Origin of the sequence: Phenylobacterium sp., from assembly GCF_025351295.1 — a bacterium.
Classification (GTDB): Bacteria; Pseudomonadota; Alphaproteobacteria; order Caulobacterales; family Caulobacteraceae; genus Phenylobacterium.
The window spans coordinates 1-19,780 of sequence record NZ_JANXWD010000160.1 but is presented as its reverse complement, the minus strand read 5'-3'; the positions used below and the strand labels follow the sequence as shown (position 1 = coordinate 19,780).

The following is a 19,780-nucleotide window of genomic DNA, read 5'->3' as shown; positions in this document are numbered from 1 at the left end:
TGCCCCCGCCGTCGAGGCGCCGCCGCCCGCGCCCACCCTGCCGACCACCGGCGATGGCGCCACCGCCATCTCGATCCTGGAAAAGATCTGCTTGCCCGTCGTGAAGGGGAGCAAGTTCGAGGACATCGCCAAGTCCAACGGCGCCAAGCTGAACCGCCGCGACCAGACCTGGACCATGGCGTTCGGCACGGACAAGACCTACCAGGCGGTGCTCTATCCGCCGGGCTCGAACAAGGGCGTCTGCAGCGTCGAGCTGCACTACGCGGCGGGATCCGACGCCGAGATCGCCAAGGCGCTCAACGTCTGGGCCTTCGTGCACCAGCCACCGCTGGACCCGACCGCCAACTACACCCAGCCGCAGGACCCGGACGGCCTGAAGCGGGTGCGCCGGTCGTGGGAATATCTGACCTCGACCGACAGCATCGGCCTCAACTTCTCGACGGTGCGCAAGGCGGACGACAGCCAGGTGAACGCGAAGTTCGACATGGGCACGATGCAGTACCAGGAACGCAAGTTCTGATCGGCCTTACGGACGCCGCGGGTCTCCTCGGCGTCCTGGTCATCCTGGTGGTTTACGCCGGCGCGGCCGTGGGGCGGGTCGATCCGGAAGGTCCGCTCTCGCTCGGCTGTAACCTCGCCGGCGCCTGCCTGATCCTGTGGTCGCTGCTGACCCAGAGCTTCAATCTCTCGGCCACAGCGATGGAAGGCTCCTGGGCGGTGGTCTCGCTGTTCGGCCTGCTGCGCTGGGCGTGGAAGGCGCGGCGGCGTTAGGCGACCGCCACGGCCTCCGACGCCAGCCATTCGAGCGTGGCGTCGGCCACCAGCTCCCAGCCCGTCTCCCCGATCAGCCAGTGGCTCATGCCGGGCATGACCTGCAATGCCGCCCCCACCCGCTGCGCCGTCTGGCGCACCGTTGCGGTCGGATGGACGACGTCGCGTTCGCCGGCCATGGCCAGCGACGGGCAGGGCAACGGCCCGCTGCCCACGCTGGTGGTCATGAACGGATCGAGCCACCAGTTCAGCACCTCGCGCACGGCGCGCGCGCTTTCCGGGACCAGGCGCTCCAGGATGGCGTCGCGCGCCTCGCGCGGCACGCGGTCCAGGCTGTGCATCCGCATGATGCTGCGATCGGGCGTCACCGCCCCAGACCAGAACGGATCGGCCACGCTGACGCCGAACGCCGTGACCGCCTCCTCGATGCTGGACCCGCTGACCCCCCAGGGAGGTGAGGGCGCCAGCAGGATCAGGGCCCGGGGCTCTACCCGCCGCGCCGCCATCTGGCTGACCAGCCCGCCCATCGAGTGGCCCAGCAGCACCGGACGCTCCGGCAGGTCCTGGCAGAATTTCACCAGGCTGCCGGCGTAGTCGGTCATCGAGAGGCCGGCGACCGAACCCCGCGGCCCATGCCCCGGCAGATCGGGGGCGAGCACGGTCCAGCCCTGGGCCTCGAAGGGTGCGCGGAAGGCGTCGAAGGCCCAGCCGCCGCAGAAGGCGCCGTGCGTCATCACGACCGTTGGCATGGATAAAGCTGCTCCCCCCGGAGCCCCAGGAACTTGAGGATCCAGTCTAGACCGAACCTCGGCCGCGCGATGCAGGATTCAGGCCGCGGCGCTCTTGGTCGCAGCGAAGGCGGCGAAGGCCTTGGCCACGGCTTCATAGGTATGGCGCTTGAACGGCACGATCAACTCCGGCGTCTCGGCCAGGTAGCCCCAGCGCCAGGCGTCGAACTCCGGCTCGTGGTGGGCGCCGAGATCGAACTCGCTCTCCGCCCCGTCGAAGCGGAACGCGAACCACACCTGCTTCTGGCCCTTGAACCCGCGGGTCGACTTGGGGCCGGAAAAATCCGCCGGGAAGTCGTAGGTGATCCAGCCGTCGGTGCGGGCCAGGAAGCTGGCGCTCACCGCCCCGCTCTCCTCCGCCAGTTCGCGCCGCGCGGCGGCTTCCAGGTCTTCGCCCGCGTCCACGCCGCCCTGCGGAAACTGCCAGTTGTGCGGCCCCGGGGTGTGGGCGCGGCGGCCGAGCCAGACCCGCCCGTCCGGGTGGAACAGGACCACGCCGACGTTGGGCCGGTACTCGGGAAGCGCGTTCATTTCTTCGCGGTGAGGGCGGAGGCGGGAGCCAGCTGATAGCCCCTCTGTTCCACCGTGTTGGCCCAGAGCGCAACCTTCTCCAGCGTCACCGGATAGGCAAAGCCGGAGCCGAGGGCCTGGCCGCGCTGCTGGGCGCCGGCCTCCAGGGCCGCCAGCTGCTGGTCGATGGCGGGCCCCGAGAGCTTGTCGTCGATCACCCGCTCGGCCGTGGCGCGCGGGACGCCGCCGCCCCGCCGCGCCGCCAGGCCGTCGTCGACGAAGGCCAGGCCGCGGCCGCGCAGCGCACTGGCGAAAGCATTGTACGCCGGGTCCGTCGCCAGGAACCGCGAGCCCATGTAGTTGGTCAGGCCGAAGTAGCCGGTGGCGCGCGACAGGATCCACTCCAGCCGCTTCACCGTCTCCGGCGGCTGGCCGTCGGCCATCAGGGTGGAGGGGCCGGCGTCGTTGTCGGGGTAGTCCACCGGCTCCATCGGGGTCTCCAGCAGCACCTCGTGACCACGGGCGCGGGCCATGTCGATCCACCCCTGCAGGCCGGGGCTGTAGACCGAGAACGACAGGGTGACCTCGGGCCGCAGGGTCTCGATCGCCTCGCGGGTGCGCCGCTCATTGAGGCCGAGGCCGCCGACGATCACCGCCACCTTGGGCCGGCCGTTGGCGTGGAAGGGCCGCGCATAGGCCTGGGCCGGGGTGCGCCCGTCCTGGGCGATGATCGGCAGGGGCCCGCCGGGACCCGGCGCATAGAACCCGGCCAGCGGCGCGGGGGGCAGCGGTCCGCCCGCAAAGGCCGGCGCCGCCGCGGCGTGGGACCAGCCGGCCGCAGCGGCGGCGGCGAACGGACGCTCGGACAGCTTCAGGACGTCGGAATAGACATGCGCCGGGCCGTGCAGCGGCTTCAGCGCCTCGCGCCAGCCGGCCGGCGCCGCGCGGAGCGCCGGGTCCAGCGGCAGCCGCAGGTCCGTCGCCCCGCCGATCGGCCCGACCAGGTTGACCAGGGCCACGACCGCGCCGGCGAACAGCACCCCGGCCGCCCCCAGGCCGACGATCGGGCTCTTGAGGATCGCGCCGGCCTTGACGCCGGGCAGCGCCAGTTTCGGCAACTTGATCTGGGGCAGAGCGATGGCGGCCAAGGGCGGAACTCCTCAACCAGGAGCATCGCCGATCGTGGTTAACGTACCTTTTCCCTCCCCATGAAGGGGAGGGAAAAGCGTCGCTACTTCTGCGCGGTCGCCGGCGGCTTCGCGACTTCGGCCACCCTCGCCTTGCTGACGATCTCGGCCAGGCGGGCGGTGGGCTTCGGCAGCTTCGGCGTGGCGGCCACCGAGCCGAAGTGCAGCACGTCCTCGGCGCGGGTCACCTGGAAATCCTTCTTCTCGTCGAAGCTTTCCGGCGGGGCCTCGGCCGGCTCGTGGGCGCCCTTGCGGATCTTGCCCTCGTCGGCGTTCAGCGCGTTCTTGAAGCTGGCTTCCGAGAACTGGTAGGCGCGGTTGGCGATGGCCTGGGCCTCTTCGCGGGTGGAGGCGACCTCCAGGTCCGGGGTGATCCCGGTCTTCTGGATCGAGCGGCCGGACGGAGTGTAATAGCGCGCCGTGGTCAGCTTCAGCGCCCCGTCGATGCCGCCGCGCAGCGGGATCACGGTCTGCACCGACCCCTTGCCGAAGCTGGTGGGGCCGACCAGTTCGGCGCGCTTGCGGTCCTGCAGCGCGCCGGCGACGATCTCCGCCGCCGAAGCCGAGCCGGAGTTGATCAGCACCACCATCGGCAGGCCGCCGGTGATGTCGCCGGGCCGGGCGTTGTAGCGCTCGACGTCGCGCGGATCGCGGCCGCGCTGGGAGACGATCTCGCCGCCTTCCAGGAACAGGTCGGAGACCCCCACCGCCTGGTCCAGCAAGCCGCCCGGATTGTTGCGCAGGTCCAGGATCACGCCCTTGATGTGCGGGTTCTTGGCCTTCATCTCTGCAAAGGCGGCCTCAGTCTCGTCGGTGGTCTTTTCGTTGAAGCTGGACACCCGCAGGATGACGTTGTCGCCGTCCAGCTTGGCGGTGGCGGATTTGGGCTTGATCACCTCGCGCACCAGCTTGACGTCGAACGGGTCGGACTTTTCGCGCGCGATGGTCAGGCTGACCGTCTCGCCCGGTTTGCCGCGCATCTGCTTGACAGCGTCGGTCACCGACAGGCCCAGCACGCTCTCGCCATTGACCGAAGTGATGTAGTCGCCCGGCTTGATCCCGGCCTTGGCGGCGGGGGTGCCGTCCATGGGGGAGATCACCTTGACCACCCCGTCCTCGCTGGTGACCTCCAGGCCTAGGCCGCCATATTCGCCGCGGGTCTGGTCGCGCATGTCGTCGAAGGACTCGGGGTCCAGGTAGCCGGAGTGCGGGTCGAGGGAGGTCAGCATCCCGTCGATCGCCGACTGGATCAGCTTGGTGTCGTCGACCTCGGTCACATACTGGTTCTCGACCGTGTTCAGCACGTCGCCGAAAAGGCCCAGCATGCGGTAGGTCTTGGCGCGCGGCTGGGCCGCGGCGGTCGCCTGCTGGCTGACGTAGGCCATGGATCCCGCACCGAGGATGAACGCCGATGCGCCGATCAGGAGATACTTCTTCATAGCCTGCCTAGACTCCCTTGACGGCTTGAGCCGCCTAACGATCAGGCTGTGAAGACGGTTTTGAGGCCGTGTCAGCCCGACTTCTTGTTCAGCCACCTGGAGGGATCTACGGGCGACCCCTGCTCGCGGACTTCCAGGTAGAGTTCAGAGTTCGATTGTCGACCATCGGGAACCCATCCGACAGCCTGACCCTCCGCGACGGATTGTCCGGCCTGGACCGAGGTTCTCTCAAGACCAGCAAGCACGAGATGATATCCGCCCGCTAGTCTTAATATCACGATGACGCCCCACCCCTTGACCGGGCCCACGTACTGCACAAGCCCGGCCGCGGGGCTCACCGCGCGGGCGCCCTTGGCGGCGGCGAAGGTCAGGCCGTTGGCACGCCCGCCGCCGGCGATCGGCGCGCCGAAGCGCCGCAGGACGCTCCCCTGGACCGGCAGGACCAGGCGGGTCGGCGGGCTCTCGGGCGCCGGCTCCTGGGTGGTGGTCCCGCGGATCGGCAGGCCGGCCGCGGGCTCGGGCGTCGCGTCGGCCATCAGGCTGTCGCGCTCGAACAGGGCCTCGCTCTGCACCGCCGCCAGCCGGCGCTGGCGCATCGCCTCGCTGGCCCCCTCGGCATAGCTCTGGGCGCGGAGCTGCAACTCAGGCGTCATGGCCCTGACCAGGATGGCGGCGCGCACGGCGTCCCTGGCGTCCTGCGGCGACACCAGCAGGGCCGGGGGCGGGTCCTGCTTCAACTGCTCCAGCACCGACAGCAGCCGCGCCAGTCGGTGGGTGTTGGCGCCCTGGTCCACCGTGAGCGCCGTCTCGGCGACATTCAGCCGCGCCAGCCGCCCGGTGGTGGCGGCCACCGCCCCAACGCCAAGCACCCCCACGCCAAGCACCACCGCGCCTATCGTTCCAAGAAGGAGAATCCGCCGCATCAGTCGCGATGATACGGTGATCCGGCCAGAATCGAGACGGCCCGGTAGATTTGTTCGCTGAGCATCGCGCGCGCCAGGGCATGCGGCCAGGTCTGCGGCCCGAAGGCCAGCGTCCCCTGCGCCTGAGCGACCAGCGCCGGGTCCAGCCCGTCCGCGCCGCCGATCAGGAACACCAGCCGGCGCACGCCGCGATCCCGCAGCACGGCGATCTCCTCGGCGAAAGCGCGGCTGGCCCGGGCCTTGCCGCGTTCGTCGCAGGCGATGACGTGGCTGTCGGCCGCCTGGGGCCTGAGCGCCTGCGCCTCGGCGGCCCTGCCGGGCTTGCGGCTCTCCACCTCGACCACCTCGACCGGCCCCAAGCCCAGCGCCCGGCCGGCCGCCGTGGCGCGGTCGGCATAGAGCTTGACCAGCTCCGTCTCCGGCGAGCGGGCCAGGCGGCCGATGGCGACGATGGCGATCTTCACGGATCGAGGCTTACGCCACCAGCAGCCGTTCGGCGATCTGCACCGCGTTCAGCGCCGCGCCCTTCAGGAGCTGGTCGCCGGCCAGGAACAGCGCCACCGAGCGCCCGGACGGATCGCCCAGGTCGCGGCGGATGCGGCCCACCAGCACCTCGCCCTGCCCCTGCGCCTCCACCGGCATCGGGAAATGGTTGGCCTCGCGGTCGTCGACCACGCACACGCCCGGCGCCTCGGCCAGGGCCTCGCGGATGGCGGCCGGCGGCACGGGGGCGTCCAGCTCCAGGCTGAGCGCGATGGCGTGGGCGCGCAGCACCGGCACCCGCACGCAGGTGACCCCGATCGGCAGGTTGAAGCTGCCCAGGATCCGCCGCGTCTCGGCCATCACCTTCAGTTCCTCGCCGTTGTAGCCGCTCTGCGGATCGACCTCGGCGTCATGGCTGAACAGGTTGAAGGCATAGGGGTGGCGCAGCACCCGGGGTGCGTAGCTCCGGCCCGCCAGATAGGCCTCGGTAGCTTGGGCCAGCTCGTCCATGGCTGGCGCACCGGCGCCGGAGGCTGCCTGGTAGGTCGAGAGCTGCAGCCGCCGCAGGCCGAACCGCCGCTGCAGGGGGGCGACGGCGACGCAAGCCAGGATGGCGACGCAGTTGGGATTGGCGATGACGCCGCGGTGGCCGCTCAGGGTCTCCAGGTTCACCTCCGGCACCACCAGCGGGCAGTCCAGGTCCATGCGGAAGGCCGAGGAATTGTCGATCACCACCGCGCCCGCCGCGGTGGCGTGCGGCGCATAGGTGCGGGCGGTAGCGGTGTCGGCGGCGAACAGCGCCAGGTCGATGCCCCGGAAGCTGTCCGCGTCCAGGGTCTCCACCGGGGCGGGTGCGCCGCGGAAGCTGAGCGCGCGCCCGGCGGAGCGCTGGGAGGCCAGCAGGCGCAGGCGGGACAGCGGGAAGGCCCGATCCTCCAGGCAGCGGATCAGCTCCCCGCCCACCGCCCCGGTGGCGCCGACGATGGCGACCGAGGGATTTCGCAGCGGGTTCGGGAAGGACGACAGGGACATCGGAGACCTCTGGGGTGAGGCCCGATGCGCGTGGGTTGCCTGGAAGAGCGCGCCCCGCACATCGGGCGGAGCGCTTCGGGGATGGGGCGGGGTTACCCGCGCGCAGCCGCAAACGCCCCGCCGGAGCGGGTCATTTTGCGGGTAATTTTCTGCGTGGGCGCGAACATCGCCGTCGCCTCTAGCGGCGGGACGCTGCGCTGTAAAGCTCTCTCAAAGTGGCGGCGGGGCCTGGAACCCGCCGAATTCGCGCTCCAGCAGGCCGGCGAAGGCGATGGTGGTGCGGTCTTCGAGGTGCGCGCCCATGACCTGCACCCCGATCGGCAGGCCGCCCCGCGACAGGCCCATCGGACAGGCCGTGGCCGGCAGGTTCGGCAGCAAGGCCACCCCCGGCCAGGCGATCTGGCCGAAGTAGGGCGTCTCGCGGCCGTTGACCACATGCACGCGCTTTTGCATGTCCGGCTCGTCGTCGTGCGGGAAGGCGGTGATGCCCAGGGTCGGCATGACCACCACGTCGAAGCTCTCGAAAAAGCTCGCCCAGCGGCGCTGGAAGGCCACCTGGGCGTCCTGCAGGTTCATCCAGTCGTGGGCGCTCATCGTCGTGGCGCCCGGCGTCCCGCGCGACATGGCCGCGCCGAGCAGCCCCATGTAGACGCCGTGCTGCGCCGTCAGGTCGGGCATCAGCTCGCTGGACCGCGACACCCGCGCGCCCAGGGCGTCCAGCTGCGTGGCCAGGGTGTCGAGCGTCGCGCCGATCTCCTCGTCCGTAGTGACCAGCGGATGGCGGTCCAGCACCAGCACGCGGTAGTCCGCCAGCCGGGCGTGGCGCGGCGCCGGCAGGTCCAGCCGATAGCCCTTGGCGTCGTGCGGCTCCGGGCCGGCCGTGACGCCGAGCGCGCGATCCAGGTCCGCGGCGCTGCGGGCCAGAGGCCCCACCACGGCCAGGGCGATCGGCCCGCCGTCCAGGCCGGGCGGGGAATGGCCGCGCAGCGGGATCAGGCCGAAGGTCGGCTTGTGGCCATAGACGCCGCAGAAGTGCGCCGGGACCCGGATCGACCCACCGATGTCGGAGCCGAACTCCAGCGGCGTCATCCCGGCCGCCAGCGCCGCGGCGCTGCCGCCGGACGAGCCGCCGGGCGAGCGCGACAGGTCCCACGGATTGCGGGTGCGGCCATAGACCGGGTTGTGGCTCTGCCAGTCCGCCAGGAACGGCGGCACATTGGTCTTGCCCAGGATGATCGCCCCGGCGGCCTTCAGCCGCTGGACCAACACCGCGTCGGTGTCGGCGGTCCATGCGCCGAACGCCGGGCTGCCCCAGGTGGTCGGCAGGCCGGCGACGTTGTTCGACTCCTTCACCGTCATCGGCAGGCCCAGCAGCGCGCCGCGCTCGCCCCGCGCCAGGGCCGCGTCCGCCGCCTTGGCCGCGGTCCGGGCCCGGTCGAAGTCGCGGACCACCACGGCGTTGATCGCGCCATCGCGGGCCTCGATGCGGGCGATGGCGGCGTCGGCCAGCTCCAGCGCGCCCACCTTGCGGGCCGCCAGGGCGTCGACCAGCTCGCCGGCCGTCAGGTCCAGCAGGTCGCGGCTCAGGGTCTCGGACATGGTTGTGCTCCCTCGTTTCCGGATCGTGACCACCGGGCCGGGAGAGAGTCCAGCCCGGCCGCAGCCGTGGCTCATGGTGAAGCGCCCCTGCGAACGCCGGCTTGATCGCCGTTGCGCACCACCCCAACGACGGCGGTGTGAGTCAGGCCCGCATCCGAGCGGGACGTCGGGCAGGTCGGACGGTCGCGGCTAGAGCGCGGCCTGGCGGTGGCCGCCGCTCTCGACCGACCAGATCTTCTCGATGTTGTAGAACTGGCGCACCTCGGGCCGGAACAGGTGGACGATCACGTCGCCGGCGTCGATCAGCACCCAGTCGGCGCTGGGCATGCCTTCCACCCGGCAGCGGCCGTGGCCGGCCTCCTTCAGCGCGCGCAGCAGGTGGTCGGCCATTGCGCCGACGTGCCGCTGCGACCGTCCGCTGGCCACGATCAGGCCGTCGGCGACGGGAGACTTGCCTTTGAGGTCGATGAAGACGACGTCTTGGGCCTTGTCGTCGTCCAGCCGGGCGAGGATCAGGTCCCCCACGGCGGTGATGCGGGCGTCGAGGTCGGCCGCGGCGTCGGCCGTGACCGGCGCCAGGTTCTTTTTGCGCGACTTGGGCGCAGATGCAGAGTTCAGCGGGTGGCTCCTTAGGTCTCGCTGAGCGGACGCTATCACAGAATGGACCCTAGGTCAGCCGCGCTGTCGGGTACGTCATGCCGCCGGCAGGCCCCTGCGCGCCCGAAGCACCGTCGATGACTGATAATTGAACCGGCCGAACAGGAAGACCCACGCTGGCGGCGTCGCGTCAGCCAGGCGGATGGCGCTGCGCGAGGGGCGGCGGAAGCGGGCGAAGCGCTGGGCGGCCGGCGAGAAACGGCTCTTCAGCGAGATCCAGGGCCGCGACACCACCGCCACCGGCGCCTCGCGCATGATCTGGGTCCAGCCCTTCCAGCGGTGGAAGCTGGCCAGGCTGTCGGCGCCCATGATCCAGACGAACTTCACCCCGGGAAACCGGGCCTTCAGGCCGCGCAGGGTGTCGATGGTATAGGCCGACCCCAACTGGGTCTCGGCGCGCGAGACGATCATGCCGTGCCCGCGGCCCTTGATCAGCGCCTGCACCCCGGCGACCCGGTCGTCGAGGCTGGCGGTATCCTGGCGCGCCTTCAGCGGGTTCTGCGGCGAGACCAGCCAGATCACCCGGTCCAGGCCCAGCCGCCGCCGGGCGGTCTCGGCCACATGCAGGTGGCCGTCGTGCGCGGGGTTGAACGAGCCGCCATAAAGCCCCACCCGCATGCCGCGCGCCAGGGTGAACCCCAGGCGCAGCGCGCCTGGTCGGCCGCCTGCGGGCGCGCGCGGCGCCGGTCCTGCCGCCCACATGCCCGGGTCAGCCGGCGCGGGGCGGGGTGGGCGCGCCCCCGCGATCGAGGTGGGGATCGGCCTGCCGCACCCGGGCGCGGACCGTGAACACGCCGTCGCCGGCCAGCACCCCGCCGCGCGCGAACAGCCGGCCGTGCTGCCAGTTGGAGAGGCCCAGCTCGGGCCGGTTCAGGGCGTACTGGCCGTCCACCCAGCGGGTGAAGCCGTCGCCGACGAACGGAGCGTCCACGGTCTCGTAGAAGCGGGCGTGGGCCGTCGGGTCCTGCGAGATCAGCGTGGCCGCGAAGCGGGGGCTGAGCGCGTTGAACAGGGCCACGGCCTCGGCGGTGTCGGCGACGATCTTCAGGCTGACCTCCGGGCTCTCCTCCCACTCCCACTCGCGGCCCAGGTCGGCGTCGGCGATGGGCTCGGCCAGGGCCTCCTCAACGCGTCCCTCTGCGCGGATCACCGTCGTCCGCGCCGTTCGCCAGGTCTCGGGCAGCCGGGCGAAGTTGGCCTGCGCCACATGGAGCTTGCAGCCGCTCCGCCGCTCGCCGGCCCGCTGCAGTGCCTCGAGGAACAGCGGCATCAGCTCGTCAGCCCGGCTCTGCACGATGCAGCAGACGTTCAGGCTGTTACAGACCTTGCGGTCCAGCGAGTGGAAGACGGCGGCGTAGAACCGGTCCGCATCGGCGGTCGCATCGGCCACCAGCCAGGCGCCGCCCGTGCCGTGCAGGCTGACCGGCGTCCCGGCCTGCCGCGCGATGGCGCCCAGCTGGGCCACCGCCGGGCCGGAGCCCCGCGCCACCGCCAGGGCCAGCCGCGCGTCGGCGAACATCGCCCAGCCGGCGGCGTGGGCGGCCGAGTCGACCAGCACCGCCGCGCCGTCCGGCAGGCCGGCCTCGGCCAGGGCCGGGTCCAGCGCCTCGGCGACGATGGCGCGCGCTGTGCCCAGCGCATCCGAGCCGATCCGGAACACCACGGTGTTACCGGCCCGGAGCACTCCGGTGGCGTCGGCGAAGACATTCGGCCGGCCCTCGAACACGAAGCCGACCGGCCCCAGCGGGGCGGTCACCTGTTCGACCTGCCAGCCCTGGTGGCGGATGGTCTCCAGCACCCGGCCGCGCGGCGGTTCGGCGTCGCGCCAGACCCGCAGGCCCGCGATCATGTCGGCGCGCATGGCGGCCGAGGCGACCAGCCGGGTGGTGGAGCGGCGCCGGGCGCGGGCCGCCTCGACGTCGGCGGCGTTGGCGGCGGCGATCCTCGCCCAGGCCGCGTCGTCCTCCAGCCGGCGGGCGAAGGCCTCGAAGAAGGCGGTGATGGCGGCGTCGTCCACCTCGCCCATCCGGGCGAAGGCGGCCGTTGCGCGGCCGACGGCGGCCTCGGCGGCCAGGTGCTCACGGGCCGGGATGTGCAGCAGGTTGCCGGCCTCCTGGACCACCACCAGCCGGTCGCCGGGACGGAAGGCGGCGGCCAGTTCGGGGGTCACATAGGCGACTTGGTCGCCGCCGAACGGGATCGCCTGGCCGGGCGCGAGCGCTTCCAGCCGCCCAGTGCGGACGGCCGCTGCTCCCTTGCCTGACGCCCCGTCGTCCACGGGAACCCCCTTTTGCTCGCTTTGAGCCTTACGCGCTCTCGGCATGAGCGGCCAGCGCAAGATCGTCCGCGTGGACCATGGGGCCGGAGGTGTAGCCGAGGGCCGGCTCGATGGCGCCGGACTTCAGGCCGCAGATCTGGCGGGCGTGCTCGGCGACATAGCGGATCAGGCCGCGGGCGATCTCCAGCCCCGCCTCGTCGCGGATCACCACCGCGTCGCCCTTGTCGAAGCGGCCGTCGACCGCGGTCACCCCGGCGGCCAGCAGGCTGTTGCCCCGGCGCACGGCGGCGGCGGCGCCGGCGTCCACGGTCAGGAAACCGGCCGGCGCCAGAGACCCGGCGATCCAGGCCTTGTAGGCCGCGCTGGGCGTGGCGCCGGGCTCGATCACCGTCGCGGCGGCGCCGGCCTCCACCGCCGCCAGCGGGCCGGGACGCGCGCCCAGGGTGATGATGGTGGCGCAGCCGGCGTGGCTGGCGATGCGGGCGGCCTCCAGCTTGGTGGCCATGCCGCCGGTGCCCATGCCGGCCGCGGCGTTGGCGCCCCCGGCCATGGCCTCGATCTCCGGCGTCAGGCGCGCCACCCGCGCCACCAGCGTCGCCGCCGGGTCGCGCCGGGGGTCGGCCGTGTAGAGCCCCTCGACGTCGGACAGCAGCACCAGGGCCTCCGCGCCTACAAGTTGCGCAACACGTGCCGACAACCGGTCATTGTCGCCGACCCGGATCTCCTCGGTAACCACGGTGTCGTTCTCGTTGACCACCGGGATCACGCCCAGCCCAAGCAGCGTCTCGACCGTAGCCCGGGCGTTCAGCCAGCGGCGGCGCACCTCGGTGTCGTCGCGGGTCAGCAGCACCTGGGCGCAGGCGATGCCGTGCGGCTCCAGCGCCTCCTCCCAGGCCCGCATCAGCGCCGATTGGCCGGCGGCGGCCGAAGCCTGCTTCTCCGGCAGGGTCAGCGCCCGCTTGCCCAGGCCCAGGCGGCGGCGCCCCAACGCGACTGCGCCGGACGAGACGATCACCACCTGCTGGCCCCGCGCCCGCACCCGCGCCACGTCCGCGGCGAAGTCGGCCAGCCACACGCCATGAGCCGCGCCATCCGGCCCGACCAGCAGGGCCGAGCCGACCTTGACGACGATGCGTTTGGCCGTCTTCAGGTCGTTGAACGGCGTCGGCTCGCTCACGGGACCCAATCCTCGGGCCCGGCCTCCTCGGCCGCGATCTCACCCTTCTGGGTGCGCACCAGCCCATAGGCCTCGCGCAGGATCTCGGTGACCCCCAGCTTGGCGACGCCCGACACCAGCCGCACCTTCACCCCCGAGGCGGCCTCGAGCTCGGCCAGCTTCGCCGCCCGGGTCTCGTCGTCCAGCGCGTCGATCTTGTTGAGCGCCAGGATCTCGGACTTGGACTCCAGCCCCTCGCCATAGGCCTCCAGCTCGTGGCGCACGGTGCGCCAGGCGCCTGCGACGTCCTCTTGGGTGCCGTCCACCAGATGGACCAGCACCGCGGTCCGCTCCACATGGCCCAGGAACCGCGTCCCGATCCCGGCGCCCTCGCTGGCCCCCTCGATCAGGCCGGGAATGTCGGCCAGGATGAACCGCTCGCCCAGCGACAGGTCGACCATGCCCAGGTTGGGCGTCAGCGTCGTGAACGGATAGTCGGCGATCTTCGGCCGCGCCGCGCTGGCGGCGGCCAGGAAGGTGGATTTCCCTGCATTCGGAAGTCCGACCAACCCCACGTCAGCTATAAGTTTCAGTCTGAGCCAGATGGCCAGTTCCTGGCCGTCGAGGCCCGGGTTGGCGTAGTGCGGGGCCTGGTTGATCGGGCCCTTGAAGTAGGTGTTGCCGAAGCCGCCGTTGCCGCCCTTGGCCAGCATCACCCGCTGGCCGGCGCGGTCCATGTCGACGATCAGGGCCTTGTCCTCGTCGAGCACCTCGGTGCCGACCGGGACCTTCAGGACCACGTCGTCGCCGTTGGCGCCGTGGCGGTTGCGGCCCATGCCGTGGACGCCGGTGCCGGCCTTGAAGTGCTGCTGGTAGCGGTAGTCGATCAGGGTGTTCAGCCCTTCGACCGCCTCGATCCAGACGTCGCCGCCGCGGCCGCCGTCGCCGCCGTCCGGGCCGCCGTACTCGATGAACTTCTCGCGCCGGAACGAGACGGCCCCGCCGCCGCCGGCCCCGCTCTTCACATAGACCTTGACCTGGTCGAGGAATTTCATCGCGCCGCCGCCCAGACGATGACCGCGGCCACGACGGACTTGATCGCCGCGCCCAGGATGAAGGGCTGGACGCCGAACTCGAAGGCCGGGCCGGGGTCCATGAAGCTGGCCAGGCCCGCCCAGCCGACCGCCAGCACGATCAGGTGGCCAGCCAGGAACAGCGCCAGCAGGGGCAGCGCCCCGTGCGTCCGCTCCGCCCCTCGGCCGCAGATCCAGGCCGCCGCGGTCATGCCGGCCAGGAAGCCGGCGGTGTGGCCCAGGACGGCGCTCAGTCCATGCGCCCCGCCGGCCAGCACCGGCAGCCCCGCCGCCGCCACGGCCAGCCACAGCAGCACGGCCAGGAGCGCCAGCCGCCCGCCCGCCACGCCGGCCAGCACGAACAGCGCCAGGGTCTGCAGGGTCAGCGGCACGCCGCCCGGCAGCGGCAGCTCGGCATAGGACGACGCCGCCATCAGCCCGGCCCCACCCACGATGGCGGCCGCCCGCCAGGCGAACGGGCGGGCCTCCACGGCGCGGAGCAGCGGGGCGGCGGTCATGGGGCGAGCGCTTAGCAGTATCACGCCAGCCACACCATCATCCGGCTTGGCGTCGCGGCCCCGCCCCGGCCCAGCGACGGCCGGGTCACCACGTCGCCGGTGTAGAGGAAGCCGGCCTTGCACAACACCTGGCCGGAGGCGGCGTTGTCGGCGAAGTGGCCGGCCCAGACCACCTTCTTGCGCCAGCCGGCCTTGACCCAGTCGAGGGTCGCGCTCACCGCCTCGGTGGCATAGCCGCGCCCCCAGAACGGCCGGCCCAGCCAGTAGCCCAGTTCCGGCCGCGCGGGATCCTTGGCCCCCACCCCGACCACGCCCATCACCCCGAACTGCCGATGCTCGACCACGAAGTCGGTGCGGCAGGCGGGATCGGCGCGGCCGACCTTCGCCAGCCACGCCTCGGCGTGGGTGAGCTCATAGGGATAGGGCCAGGTCTGCAGCATGCCGACCACGCCCGGATCGTTGGCGAGCTCGGTGATCGCCGGGGCGTCGCCGGCCACCGGCCCGCGCAACACCAGCCGATCGGTCCCGATCGAGGGTCTGACTTCAATGGCGCACATTTCGTACCTCCCGGCCCTCTCGTGGGGCCTGAAAACGACAGCGGGGAGCCCGGCTGACCGGACTCCCCGCGAAAGGTCGTCTTGTGTCCGGTCCGCCTTATTGGTGTGGCGGAACCGGGGGAGAGGGTTCCGCCTATTCGGCTGCGATCACGCTCTCGGCCGCCGGGACCACCGTGGCGTAACAGCGATTGTTACGCTTGGTCACGAACGCCACCGCACCGGTGACGAGGGCGAAGAGGGTGTGGTCCTTGCCGATGCCCACATTGGGGCCCGGCCAGAACTTGGTGCCGCGCTGGCGTACGATGATCGAGCCGGCGTTGATCGCCTCGCCACCGAACTTCTTCACGCCGAGGCGGCGGCCGGCCGAGTCGCGCCCGTTGCGCGAAGAGCCGCCGGATTTCTTGTGAGCCATGGTCTGCTCCTGTCCTTACTGATGCGCCCGGATTACTCCGCGGCGTCGTCCTTCTTGGCGGCGGTCTTCTTCGGCGCCGCGGCTTTGGTCGCGGCGGGCTTGCTTTCGGGCGCGTCAGCCTTGGCGGCCTTGGGCGCAGCGGCCTTCTTCGGCGCGGTGGCCTTGGCTTCCGGCTCGGGCGCCGGGGCGGCTTCGGCCGGGGCGGTGTCGACCACCTTGGGGGCCTTGGCCTTGGCGACCGTCTCGGCCGCGGCGGCGGCCTTCAGGGTCTTCTTCGAGACGTTGAGGGTCGCGAAGTCCAGGCCGCGGGCCCGCGCATCCAACTCGGCCTTGGTGGTCAGCGACACTTCGCCGTCCCACTTGGTCTCCGAGCCGCCGGCGGTGATGCCGGTGACCCGCAGGACCGTCTCGGCCTGGCGGTGACCGCCGGTGCGGCGATAGCCCTGGCGGCGGATCTTCTTGAAGATCTTCACCTTCTCGCCCTTGCGGGTCTCCACCAGGGTCGCGGCCACCGAGGCGCCGTCCACCAGCGGCGCGCCGACCGTCACGGCCTCGCCGTCACCCAGCATCAGCACATCCCCGAACGCGACCACCGCGCCAGGTTCGCCTTCGAGCTTTTCGACCACCAGCACGTCACCAGGGCTGACCCGGTACTGCTTGCCGCCGGTCTTGATCACCGCGTACATCGTTCGCGCCTTCGGTACTTAAGAGGTGTCTGTTCAATACGGAACGCGCCCGCGAGATAGCCCGCGGGCGAGAGGTGGGCGGTTATACAGCCGAGCGGCGGCGAGTCAACGGCGGGGCTGGGCCGGTCTACCCGCGCGAGCCGAACATGATAGGATGATCCGCGTGAAACCCGAGCCCTCCATCCTTGAAGAGATCGACGACGCGGCCGAGGCGGCCGCCGACGCCGAGGGTCTGGCCGACATCGAGGCCGGTCGTGTCGTACCGCATGACGACGTCGCCCGCTGGCTCGACACCTGGGGGACGGCCAAAGAGACGCCGCCGCCCGCCAAGTGGCTGAAGTAGTCTGGTCGCGCCGAGCGCTGGCCGACCTCGCGGCGATCCAGGCACACATCCATCAGTTCCGGCCGCTGGCGGCGCAACGCATGGCGCAGCGGCTGAAGCTGGCCGGTGAGACCCTGGCTGAGCATCCCGGGCGTGGGCGGCCTTTTGGGGGTCTGCGGGAACTGGCGACCGTGCCGCCGTGCTGGGCGGGGGCGGGCTGATGTGCCACGAGCTGTCGCGCCTACGGCGCCGGCGCGCGCCGTCTATCGCGACCGCGGCGATTGGTCCTTGGAGACGATGGCCAATGCGGTCGTCGGGCGATGGTCCGGACGCGTCGACGAAGGGAATTGGGAATAGTTCCGCGATTGCCTCGTCCTCGGCGTCGAAGAAGCCGAGGCGGCCGGCATGGACCTGGTGCTCGACCTCACCGACCTCCACTATCTCCCATCGCGCGGCCTGCGGAGCCTGACGGAGGCGGGTAGGCGGGCAGGCGCCCGGATCGCGATCATCCTGGCCAACCCTAACCAGCGCGTGAGGGAAATCCCCGCGATCTCCCGCTACGACAGGATGTTCAAGGTCTGCGATAGCGTCGCGGCAGCCCTGGGAGGGTAGTCAGGATTCCAAGCGCCGCAGCAGCGGTGGTCGAGGTCGCTGGGCCGCGCCCGGCCTCAGCGCCCCCTCCACCGCTTCGCGGTCCCCCTCCCCCGGTTCGCGTGGGAGGCAAGAGGGACAGGTTGAGCCTTAATTTCCATGGACGGAGTTTTGCCTGCTGGGTGAGGCGTCTCCGCCGACACGGCCGGAGGGCTCGCCTGGGGGCGGCGCGGGCGGAGCCAGCGTCCTTGACACGCCTCACCCAACAGGCTCGCCATCGGATGCCGGGCGGCAGGGCGTGTTCATGGCCGTTCCGTTCGTGAGGCGACCCCGCGGGCGGTTGTTCGCCGCGACGGGCTCTCACGCGACGAGCCCGTGAAGGACGCGGCGTGGGGCTCGCCACGAAAGCGTCGATGTCGGCATCGCCATCTGGCGTCGGCGCCCGCCGCCCCTTGGTGATCTTGGCGCCCATGGCGGCAGATCAGCATGGCGGCCGGTGGTGCATGCGCCGAGGCACGGCTTTCAGCGCGGGTCACAAGAAGAAGTCGGTCGAAAAAATTGTGGTGCTGTGATCCAGGGATATAGAAAAGTCAGCGCCCAAATCACCGGTGGTATTGCCGGATACGATCAGACCGCCTTGGCCGTTAGCCGTAACGAGGATCTGACCGAGGCCGGTAAAATGATCACCGCCGACAAGAACAAATGCCTGATTACCTGCGACAGTGCTGTTAGCGTCGATGCCACGCAGATCAATCTTATCGACGCCTGACAAAAAGTCGGTGATGTGGTCGGGGTTTGCCACCAGGCTGTCGTTGATGGAATTGTATGTAAACGTATCGACCCCGGCTCCTCCCGTGAGCTGATCGGCGCCGAGGCCTCCCCGAATATTGTCGTCGCCATCACCGCCGTGGATCACATCGACTTCGGACCCGCCGGCGATGCTGTCGTTGCCGGTTCCGCCATAGATGTAGAGCGTGCCGGTCGCGCCGGTGAGCGTCGAAAGCGACAGGACGTCGTTGCCCGCCGTGCCGTTCAGATTGCCCTGGACCTTCTGGATGTTGCCGAACAGCGCCGTTCCGGACGATCCGTCGAAGTCGGTGGCGGAGCCCGCGCCGAAGTCGAGCGTGTTGACCCCGGCGCCGCCGTCGATCTTGCCGCCGATGATGCCGTAGACGTGGAACAGGTCGTCGCCCGCGCCGCCGCTGAGATTGTCGTGAGAGGCGCCGGAGTCGCTGTACAGCACGTCGTCGCCCGCGCCGCCGTCCAGCGTGTTCGTGCCGACGCCGCCGTGGATGGCGTCATCGTCCGCCCCTCCGTCAAGGACGTCATTGCCGGTTCCGCCGTCGAGCAGGTCATTGCCCCCGCCGCCGGAAATCACATCATCTCCGCCATAGCCGTTGATCTTATCCGCGACGGCGCCGCCGAGGAGCACGTTCGGATTGTTGTCCCCGTTGATTATGCTCACGGAAAGGCCCCCTTCATTGCTCGGACACGCGTCGAGACTGATTCATCTACGGGCGCGGCATTGACCTTGGTTGCAGCTGACGTGGAAAATGCCGCCTCAATCGCACCCTCGATGCGCATCTGAAAAAGTATTGGTGATCAGGCACTTTCTTCAGTCTTTTGAGAGACGGTTGCAGGAATTCAACCGGCGAGAGCACTCCCTCTCTATCGGTGATCCAGGTTCGTCCCGGCAGGGCAGCCGGCCCCCCTTATCGCCCCCTCCACTAGGCGCCGCGCACGGCCCCAGCGCCCCCTCAACCGCTTCGCGTTCCCCCTCCCCCGCGTTGCGGGTGAGGGGGACCGGGGGGACGCGTCTTGGGCTCAGGGTCCCCGCCGCCGCGCGCCCGGGTGGGGGTTGAGCTGGCCGAGGCGTTTATGCAGGGCGTTGATCTCGGTTGCGGCGGCGGGGCCGCGGCGTTCGGCGAGGTCGAGGACGGCGTCGCGGTAGAGGAACTCGTCGCGGAATTCGCAGGCCCGGGCGACGGCCTGCGCGAAGGCGGGCCGGTCGCGGACCCATTTGTAGAGGGTGGTGACGCTGGGCAGCTCGGGGCGGGCGCCGAGGCTGGCCAGGGAGGCGCCTTCGACGATCCCGAGCTCGATGGCCTGGGTGAGGGCGGGGGTGCAGAGGGCCTCGGTGCGGGCGCGGCCGCGGGCCTGGTGGCCGAAGACCAGGGCGCCGCGGATGACCTGGTCGAACTCAGGGTCGGCCTTGCGCCAGCGGCGCAGGCCCAGCGGGGTGGGCAGGGCCGGGTCGCGGTAGACCAGCGGCAAGGTCGCGCCGCGGATGAGGGCCAGCACGATGCGGTCGGCGAGCGCCTCGTCATCGTAGCATGGACGGGCGCGGCGGCGGCCGTAGCGGCGGCGTTGCGGGTCGGCGAAGGCCTTGGCGGCCGCAAGCTCGGCGGCGAACAGGGGGTTGGCAGCCTTCCAGGCGTTGAGCGCGCGGCGTTGCGGCAAGTGGGGTTCGCGGATCAGCCGGCCAAGCGGCTCGCCGAAGCGGATGCGGCGCAGCAGCTCCTCAGCGGCGCGCGGGTCGAAGGCGAAGCGCTCGCGGGGCTCGCGGGAGACCCGGCGGCAGGCGCGGGCGTGCTCGGCGAGGCCGGGGCCTTCACGGAGCCACCTGCGCAGCGTCGGGCGGGTGGGCCAGCCGGGCGTGGCGCAGATCTGCTCGAAGGTCTCGCCGGCGAAGCGGCGCTCGAAAAGCGCGTCCAGGAGGCGCTGGCGGTCGGCGGGGTCGAAGTTGCGGCGCATGGCGTCGGAGCCTAGCGCCGGGGTGCGTCAGGCGCGGACGTAGG

Annotated in this window: 23 protein-coding genes and 1 pseudogene; 5 read left to right on the top strand and 19 right to left on the bottom strand. The window is 71.2% G+C overall.

What is annotated here, in order from left to right; all coding sequences use genetic code 11:
- Nucleotides 1-520: hypothetical protein (locus Q0R13_RS21585; RefSeq protein WP_293907860.1), on the top strand; the 520-nt coding region annotated here is incomplete at its 5' end.
- 47 nt (nucleotides 521-567) lie between these two features.
- Nucleotides 568-771 (top strand): hypothetical protein, encoded by a 204-nt coding sequence (locus Q0R13_RS21580; RefSeq protein ID WP_293907857.1) that lies wholly within the window; start codon nucleotides 568-570, stop codon nucleotides 769-771.
- On the opposite strand, the gene Q0R13_RS21575 is transcribed toward Q0R13_RS21580, so the two are convergent.
- From Q0R13_RS21575 to rplU, 17 genes are all read right to left on the bottom strand, one after another.
- The gene (locus Q0R13_RS21575; protein WP_293907854.1) at nucleotides 768-1,520 is read right to left on the bottom strand and encodes an alpha/beta hydrolase; all 753 of its coding nucleotides are present in this window, start codon (nucleotides 1,518-1,520) and stop codon (nucleotides 768-770) included. The two genes, Q0R13_RS21580 and Q0R13_RS21575, sit on opposite strands and share 4 nt — an antisense overlap.
- Before the next feature lie 78 nt (nucleotides 1,521-1,598).
- Nucleotides 1,599-2,090: an RNA pyrophosphohydrolase gene (locus Q0R13_RS21570; protein WP_293907851.1), complete on the bottom strand. Its 492-nt coding sequence runs from the start codon at nucleotides 2,088-2,090 to the stop codon at nucleotides 1,599-1,601.
- Complete coding sequence (locus Q0R13_RS21565) at nucleotides 2,087-3,217, bottom strand: divergent polysaccharide deacetylase family protein (protein WP_366853410.1); 1,131 nt, start codon at nucleotides 3,215-3,217, stop codon at nucleotides 2,087-2,089. Before Q0R13_RS21565 ends, Q0R13_RS21570 begins: the two co-directional genes overlap by 4 nt.
- Before the next feature lie 83 nt (nucleotides 3,218-3,300).
- Nucleotides 3,301-4,695: a S41 family peptidase gene (locus tag Q0R13_RS21560; protein ID WP_293907848.1), complete on the bottom strand. Its 1,395-nt coding sequence runs from the start codon at nucleotides 4,693-4,695 to the stop codon at nucleotides 3,301-3,303.
- A 71-nt stretch (nucleotides 4,696-4,766) separates the two neighbouring features.
- The gene (locus Q0R13_RS21555) at nucleotides 4,767-5,618 is read right to left on the bottom strand and encodes a peptidoglycan DD-metalloendopeptidase family protein (protein WP_293907846.1); all 852 of its coding nucleotides are present in this window, start codon (nucleotides 5,616-5,618) and stop codon (nucleotides 4,767-4,769) included.
- Nucleotides 5,618-6,082, bottom strand: a complete 465-nt coding sequence (gene rlmH / locus Q0R13_RS21550; protein ID WP_293907844.1) for a 23S rRNA (pseudouridine(1915)-N(3))-methyltransferase RlmH — start codon at nucleotides 6,080-6,082, stop codon at nucleotides 5,618-5,620. Before rlmH ends, Q0R13_RS21555 begins: the two co-directional genes overlap by 1 nt.
- 10 nt (nucleotides 6,083-6,092) lie before the next feature.
- Nucleotides 6,093-7,133, bottom strand: a complete 1,041-nt coding sequence (locus Q0R13_RS21545) for an aspartate-semialdehyde dehydrogenase (protein ID WP_293907842.1) — start codon at nucleotides 7,131-7,133, stop codon at nucleotides 6,093-6,095.
- A gap of 210 nt (nucleotides 7,134-7,343) precedes the next feature.
- The gene (locus tag Q0R13_RS21540; RefSeq protein ID WP_293907840.1) at nucleotides 7,344-8,732 is read right to left on the bottom strand and encodes an amidase family protein; all 1,389 of its coding nucleotides are present in this window, start codon (nucleotides 8,730-8,732) and stop codon (nucleotides 7,344-7,346) included.
- 189 nt (nucleotides 8,733-8,921) lie between these two features.
- On the bottom strand, nucleotides 8,922-9,389 hold the full coding sequence (gene rsfS, locus Q0R13_RS21535; protein WP_293907838.1) for a ribosome silencing factor: 468 nt from the start codon (nucleotides 9,387-9,389) through the stop codon (nucleotides 8,922-8,924).
- Nucleotides 9,390-9,425: 36 nt separating this feature from the next.
- Entirely contained in the window at nucleotides 9,426-10,091 is a 666-nt protein-coding gene (locus Q0R13_RS21530; protein WP_293907836.1) for a nicotinate-nucleotide adenylyltransferase, read from the bottom strand.
- A gap of 7 nt (nucleotides 10,092-10,098) precedes the next feature.
- Nucleotides 10,099-11,667 carry an aldehyde dehydrogenase family protein gene (locus Q0R13_RS21525; protein ID WP_293907833.1) on the bottom strand — a complete coding sequence of 523 codons (1,569 nt, stop codon included), beginning with the start codon at nucleotides 11,665-11,667 and terminating at the stop codon, nucleotides 10,099-10,101.
- Nucleotides 11,668-11,695: 28 nt separating this feature from the next.
- Nucleotides 11,696-12,844 (bottom strand): glutamate 5-kinase, encoded by a 1,149-nt coding sequence (gene proB / locus Q0R13_RS21520; RefSeq protein ID WP_293907830.1) that lies wholly within the window; start codon nucleotides 12,842-12,844, stop codon nucleotides 11,696-11,698.
- A complete protein-coding gene (obgE, locus tag Q0R13_RS21515; RefSeq protein WP_293907828.1) occupies nucleotides 12,841-13,878 on the bottom strand; it encodes a GTPase ObgE in 1,038 nt (345 codons plus the stop codon). Before obgE ends, proB begins: the two co-directional genes overlap by 4 nt.
- On the bottom strand, nucleotides 13,875-14,414 hold the full coding sequence (locus tag Q0R13_RS21510; RefSeq protein ID WP_293907826.1) for a biotin transporter BioY: 540 nt from the start codon (nucleotides 14,412-14,414) through the stop codon (nucleotides 13,875-13,877). Before Q0R13_RS21510 ends, obgE begins: the two co-directional genes overlap by 4 nt.
- A gap of 20 nt (nucleotides 14,415-14,434) precedes the next feature.
- Nucleotides 14,435-14,971, bottom strand: a complete 537-nt coding sequence (locus Q0R13_RS21505) for a GNAT family N-acetyltransferase (protein ID WP_293907824.1) — start codon at nucleotides 14,969-14,971, stop codon at nucleotides 14,435-14,437.
- 133 nt (nucleotides 14,972-15,104) lie between these two features.
- The gene (gene rpmA / locus Q0R13_RS21500; RefSeq protein ID WP_293907822.1) at nucleotides 15,105-15,383 is read right to left on the bottom strand and encodes a 50S ribosomal protein L27; all 279 of its coding nucleotides are present in this window, start codon (nucleotides 15,381-15,383) and stop codon (nucleotides 15,105-15,107) included.
- A 32-nt stretch (nucleotides 15,384-15,415) separates the two neighbouring features.
- Nucleotides 15,416-16,069, bottom strand: a complete 654-nt coding sequence (rplU, locus tag Q0R13_RS21495) for a 50S ribosomal protein L21 (RefSeq protein WP_293907820.1) — start codon at nucleotides 16,067-16,069, stop codon at nucleotides 15,416-15,418.
- Between the two features lie 163 nt (nucleotides 16,070-16,232).
- On the opposite strand from rplU, the gene Q0R13_RS21490 reads away from it, so the two are divergent.
- The 3 genes and pseudogenes from Q0R13_RS21490 to Q0R13_RS21480 all read left to right on the top strand — a co-directional run.
- A complete protein-coding gene (locus Q0R13_RS21490) occupies nucleotides 16,233-16,412 on the top strand; it encodes an antitoxin (protein ID WP_293907818.1) in 180 nt (59 codons plus the stop codon).
- The gene (locus Q0R13_RS21485) at nucleotides 16,400-16,612 is read left to right on the top strand and encodes a type II toxin-antitoxin system RelE/ParE family toxin (protein WP_366853404.1); all 213 of its coding nucleotides are present in this window, start codon (nucleotides 16,400-16,402) and stop codon (nucleotides 16,610-16,612) included. Before Q0R13_RS21490 ends, Q0R13_RS21485 begins: the two co-directional genes overlap by 13 nt.
- A gap of 181 nt (nucleotides 16,613-16,793) precedes the next feature.
- Nucleotides 16,794-17,003 (top strand): annotated as a pseudogene (locus Q0R13_RS21480) (STAS domain-containing protein); the annotation flags it as partial.
- Between the two features lie 511 nt (nucleotides 17,004-17,514).
- Here the strand turns inward: Q0R13_RS21480 and Q0R13_RS21475 are convergent.
- Together Q0R13_RS21475 and Q0R13_RS21470 are read right to left on the bottom strand one after the other, a co-directional pair.
- Nucleotides 17,515-18,447 (bottom strand): calcium-binding protein, encoded by a 933-nt coding sequence (locus Q0R13_RS21475; RefSeq protein ID WP_293907814.1) that lies wholly within the window; start codon nucleotides 18,445-18,447, stop codon nucleotides 17,515-17,517.
- Between the two features lie 359 nt (nucleotides 18,448-18,806).
- Nucleotides 18,807-19,736 carry a hypothetical protein gene (locus Q0R13_RS21470; protein WP_293907812.1) on the bottom strand — a complete coding sequence of 310 codons (930 nt, stop codon included), beginning with the start codon at nucleotides 19,734-19,736 and terminating at the stop codon, nucleotides 18,807-18,809.
- Nucleotides 19,737-19,780 lie beyond the last annotated feature (44 nt).